At 66.6% G+C, this 3,263-nt stretch carries 5 protein-coding genes; 2 read left to right on the forward strand and 3 right to left on the reverse strand.

What is annotated here, in order from left to right:
- Positions 1–303: 303 nt before the first annotated feature.
- Positions 304–630 carry a hypothetical protein gene (locus KZA10_RS10230; protein ID WP_218682807.1) on the reverse strand — a complete coding sequence of 109 codons (327 nt, stop codon included), beginning with the start codon at positions 628–630 and terminating at the stop codon, positions 304–306.
- A gap of 83 nt (positions 631–713) precedes the next feature.
- On the reverse strand, positions 714–1,559 hold the full coding sequence (locus tag KZA10_RS10235; RefSeq protein ID WP_229778985.1) for a LuxR C-terminal-related transcriptional regulator: 846 nt from the start codon (positions 1,557–1,559) through the stop codon (positions 714–716).
- 100 nt (positions 1,560–1,659) lie between these two features.
- On the opposite strand from KZA10_RS10235, the gene hxlB reads away from it, so the two are divergent.
- Both hxlB and hxlA read left to right on the forward strand, forming a co-directional pair.
- Positions 1,660–2,262, forward strand: coding sequence for a 6-phospho-3-hexuloisomerase (gene hxlB / locus KZA10_RS10240; RefSeq protein WP_140036070.1), 603 nt, complete (start codon positions 1,660–1,662; stop codon positions 2,260–2,262).
- Positions 2,263–2,314: 52 nt separating this feature from the next.
- Complete coding sequence (hxlA, locus tag KZA10_RS10245) at positions 2,315–2,938, forward strand: 3-hexulose-6-phosphate synthase (RefSeq protein WP_140036071.1); 624 nt, start codon at positions 2,315–2,317, stop codon at positions 2,936–2,938.
- Between the two features lie 128 nt (positions 2,939–3,066).
- Here hxlA and KZA10_RS10250 read toward each other — a convergent pair.
- Positions 3,067–3,263: IS3 family transposase (locus tag KZA10_RS10250; RefSeq protein WP_218682809.1), on the reverse strand; the 197-nt coding region annotated here is incomplete at its 5' end.

Below are 3,263 nucleotides of genomic sequence, written 5' to 3' on the forward strand. Positions count from 1 at the left end.
CCGTGAGCCGGATCCCGAGCACCCGCCGCCCGGAGGAGCCCGCCTATCTCGACGTCGACGGGTGAGACCGCTCTCTAACATCGCGGAAGATCCTGCCGGTTCGACGCTGGGCCTGTCGCGCACCCTCGTGCATCGCGAGCCACAGAGGCCGCGCGACGGCCGCGCGAGTTCGAGGCCATAGACGCCGAGATCGAACGGTACGTTTTCGGCTAACCAGGCGACTCGAATGATGCTCCGGATCTCGGATCTTCCGTAGTCAAAGATCTACGACGCGGACCTCATCCTGTTCAGCGCTACTGGTGCTTAGTCTCCTGGGCACGTCGGCGCGCCTCTGCGTCTAGATCCCACCGCCTGACAGCGGCCGGGCGGCTGAGCCGCCACCGCAGCCCCAAGGGTGTGGGTGTCGCCCTCGTCGCCGTCGGTCGCGTGCTCCACGATCCAGAGGTCTGCGGCTTCGTCCCTCCCGAATGCTCGCAGGATTCCGGCCAGCGCGTCGACCTCGGGGCAGCTGAGGCGCACGGCCAGGTCGTCGGCGGTGTCCCCGCGGGAGCACACGAAGGCGAACTCGGCCACTGCGTCGAGGAGGGTCGGCTTCTCCGGTGTGGGGCTGGTGGTGATGGTGTCGGACATGGCGTCTTCCCCTCGATGGTGGCGCGGGGTACTGCTACGGATGCCACCCCAGCGCCTATAAAGGAGGGCGAGGGTCCGTCGAGTCAGGCCCTGCTCCTGGTCGAGCTCGCGGCAATCGCTGTCAGCTCTCCCCTCGACCGAGCGCCCGTTTTGCGGAGCAGATTCGACACGTGGAACTTGACGGTGTTGTCGCTGATTCCCAGTTGATCCGCGATTGCACGATTGCGAGCTCCCGATGCCACCAGGCGGAGCACATCGCGCTCCCGCGGGCTGAAGTTCACCGAGTCCTCGAGCGGCTCTGCTTCTGCCGGGGGGTCGAGCGGGAGCCGGATGTCGAGGGATGTCCCCCAGCCTGTCGTCGACGACACCTCCAGGTCGCCGTCGAGAGTAGCGACACGTTCGGCGATGGGCCTGATCGCGTCGTCGTGGGCGCTGATCTCGCCCTGACCGTCGTCGCGGATGCCGATGAGCAGGTTGAGGCCGTCGCAATCCCACTGGATGCGCACCCGTTTCGCCTCCTCCTGGTCGACAAGCGCGAGCACCGCGCTGCGAACGATCGCGCGAGCCGCATGAGCCACCTCCCCTGGCAGCGCCCGCCCACCGGTCGGCGGTTCGACGAACTGCACGTCCAGGCCGCCGAAGCGCGCGAGCGGACGAAGGTCGGTACGGAGCCGCGCGAATGCCCCATCCACCGGCTCCAGCATGGTGCCCAGCTGCTGGTCGGTCGTGATGCGCAGCTCGATCAGGGCAGCGGATGCCAGATCGAGCGCCGTCGCGCGGCTTGCGCGGTCCTCCAGTCGCGTCGAACGAAGGACCGCGAGAATCGACTCGAGCGTCACAGCATGCCGATCAGCCTGTTCGGCCATCGCCTGCGCGTGCTCGACCTGAAGCCTGCGAGAGACCGGACCGAGCTCGTTGTTGTTGCTCACCGCTTCAACCTACCCGGCCAACCTGTACCTACCGCAATGGGTAGGTCCACTCTACCGCCGGGCGGGCGCGTCGCTGCCGCAACCCGGCGACCATGGATACATGACTGCTGTGGACCGTGACGTATCGACGCCCTCGCCACCCGACGTGACGGCATCCCTTTCCCTCATCCTGGAGGAAGTCAGGGCGACGACCGACGCGGTGATGACACACCGAGTGGACGACCTCGACAACCTCGCCGAAACCCTCGCGAATGCCAGGCGGATCTTCGTGCTCGGAGCGGGCCGTTCCGGCATCACCCTGCAGATGACTGCCATGCGCCTCATGCACCTCGGTCTGACCGTGCACGTCGTCGGCGACGTGACCACGCCGGCGATCGGCCCCGGCGATGTGCTGCTGATGGCAAGCGGCTCAGGAACGACGACATCGATCGTTCGTGGGGCGGATGCCGCGGTGAAGGCTGGCGCGAAGGTCGCCGTCATCACAACAGCCGCAGCGTCGCCGTTGGCTGCGCTCGCCACCGCCGTGGTGGTCGTGCCGGCCGCGGGAAAGCTGGACCGTTCCGGCACCGTCTCGGCGCAGTACGCGGGCGGTCTGTTCGAGCAGACCGTCATGCTGCTCGGCGACGCTCTGTTCCACAGCCTCTGGCTGCGTTCGGGGCAGAGCGCAGACGAGCTCTGGCCCCGGCACTCGAATCTTGAATGACACCACCTCCTTGTATACGCGGAGGCTCGCACCACAACCAGAAAGAAACACTATGAAGTTGCAGTTCGCCATGGACACCCTGACCACCGAAGCAGCGCTCGAGCTCGCCGCTGCCGCCGCGCCACATGTCGACATCCTCGAACTCGGCACGCCGCTGATCAAGAGCGCGGGCCTGTCGGCGATCACCGCCGTGAAGGCTGCGCACCCGGACAAGATCGTGTTTGCCGACCTCAAGACGATGGATGCCGGCGAGCTCGAGGCCGACATCGCGTTCGCCGCGGGCGCTGACCTCGTCACCGTTCTCGGTGTCGCCGGTGACAGCACCATCGCCGGAGCGGTGAAGGCCGCGAAGAAGCACGGCAAAGGCATCGTCGTCGACCTGATCGGTGTCGCCGACAAGCCCGCCCGTGCCCGCGAGGTCGTCGCCCTCGGCGCCGAGTTCGTCGAAATGCATGCCGGACTCGATGAGCAGGCGGAAGAAGGCTTCACCTTCGCCACTCTCCTGCGTGACGGAGAAGCATCCGGTTCGCCGTTCTCGGTCGCCGGTGGTATCAATGCGAGCACCATCGCCTCCGTCCAGGCATCCGGCGCGCAGGTCGCCGTCGCTGGCGGAGCCATCTACGGCGCACCAGACGTCGGCGCCGCTGCCGCCGAATTGCGCGCCGCGATCGCCTAGCCCGAGTCGATGTCCGCATGGGGTCGCGGAACACCCACGAACCCATGCGGCCTTCGATTGCACCCTGACTGACCACCGTGACCCCCCCCCTACGCGGGGTCTGATGCAGGAACAGGTGACTGTTCTGGTCAGGCCGCGAGGGCCAGTTCTTCGTTCATGATGGTCTCGAACTCGACCGGCGTCAATCGACCCAGGCGAACCTGTCGACGTCGCCGGTGGTAGGTCCGCTCAATCCAAGTCACGATCGCGATGCGTAGTTCCTCGCGAGTGGCCCAGGAGCGCCGGTTCAGGACGTTCTTCTGCAGCAGGCTGAAGAACGATTCCA

Origin of the sequence: Microbacterium sp. BF1 (assembly GCF_019279095.1) — a bacterium.
Classification (GTDB): domain Bacteria; phylum Actinomycetota; class Actinomycetes; order Actinomycetales; family Microbacteriaceae; genus Microbacterium; species Microbacterium maritypicum.

Excerpts from the sequence above, each read along its gene's own strand:
- KZA10_RS10230 (WP_218682807.1), bottom strand. The coding sequence starts at position 630 with ATGTCCGACACCATCACCACCAGCCCCACACCGGAGAAGCCGACCCTC.
- hxlB (WP_140036070.1), top strand. The coding sequence starts at position 1,660 with ATGACTGCTGTGGACCGTGACGTATCGACGCCCTCGCCACCCGACGTG.
- hxlA (WP_140036071.1), top strand. The coding sequence starts at position 2,315 with ATGAAGTTGCAGTTCGCCATGGACACCCTGACCACCGAAGCAGCGCTC.